1 protein-coding gene is annotated in these 989 nt (G+C 76.2%); it reads right to left on the bottom strand.

Features of this window, described 5'->3' with window-relative positions:
• Nucleotides 1–989 (bottom strand): glycosyltransferase (locus HW577_RS25585; protein ID WP_198378894.1); only part of this gene is annotated, 989 nt, incomplete at both ends.

The following is a 989-nucleotide window of genomic DNA, read 5'->3' as shown; positions in this document are numbered from 1 at the left end:
GCCTGCGCCAGCGCCGCCGCGGCGGCGGGCTGCTCGGCGAGTTCGAGCACGCATCGCGCGATCGCCGTCGCGTCGTCCGGCGGGACCAGCCGCGCCGCGCCCTGCGTCATCTCCGCCACGCCGCCGACATCCGTCGCGATCACCGGTCGCCCGCAGGCCATCGCCTCGAGGATCGCGTTGTTCGCCGTGGCGTCGCGCAGCGGCAGCAGCACGGCATCCGCGTCGCGATAGGCTTGGCGCAGCGCCACGTCGCTCAGGCCGCTTTCGGCCACCGTGCCCTCCGGCGGCGCGGTAGGCGGCTCGGGCGTGATCAGGCGCAGCGCCACCGGCAGGCCGGCCTGCCGCAGCATCTCGACCGCCGCGAAGCCCGTCGCGTGGTCGCGCAGCCAATGCCCGACGCTGAGCAGGCGGAAGGCACCCTCCGGCGTCGCGCCGCGCGGCCCGGGCGTGAAGAAATCCGTGTCGATGCCATGCGGGATCACGTGCAGCCTGTCGGCTGGGAGATGGTCGGCGAGCGCCGGGCGCTGCGCCTCGCACAGGATCACCGCGGCATCGAGCCGCGCGAGCCATCGCGGCGCGACCATGGCACCGAGCAGCGCGGCCGGCTGGTGGAAGGTCGCGACGAGGCGCGGCCGCCGGCCACCGGCGCACAGCGCCGCCGGCAGCCGTGCCAGCAATGCGAGCGCCAGTTCGCCATCGATCGCGTGGATCAGGTCCGGTGGCGCCTCGGCGCAGGCGGCGAGGAGTTCGGCCTCGGCGAGCCAGGCATTGCCCTGCTGGCCGAAGGGCCCGGCGCGCAGCAGCCGGCCCCAGGCGAGGAAATCCCCGTCGCGGCGCGCGGCGAGGTCGGCGCCGAGCGGGGTCACCATGCTCGTCGCCCGCTGCGCCGCGGGCAGGTGGCGCAGGAACTGCGCCGGGCCCGAACGCGCGGCGTGATGCGCGTGCCGCGCCTGCAGCGCGATGATGCGCGGCGCGGCATCCTCGGCCTT

The sequence above is a fragment of the Neoroseomonas rubea genome (assembly GCF_016106015.1).
In the GTDB taxonomy this organism is placed as follows: Bacteria; Pseudomonadota; Alphaproteobacteria; order Acetobacterales; family Acetobacteraceae; genus Neoroseomonas; species Neoroseomonas rubea.
The sequence above is the reverse complement of the archived record's forward strand: the minus strand, read 5'-3'. Positions and strand labels throughout refer to the sequence as shown.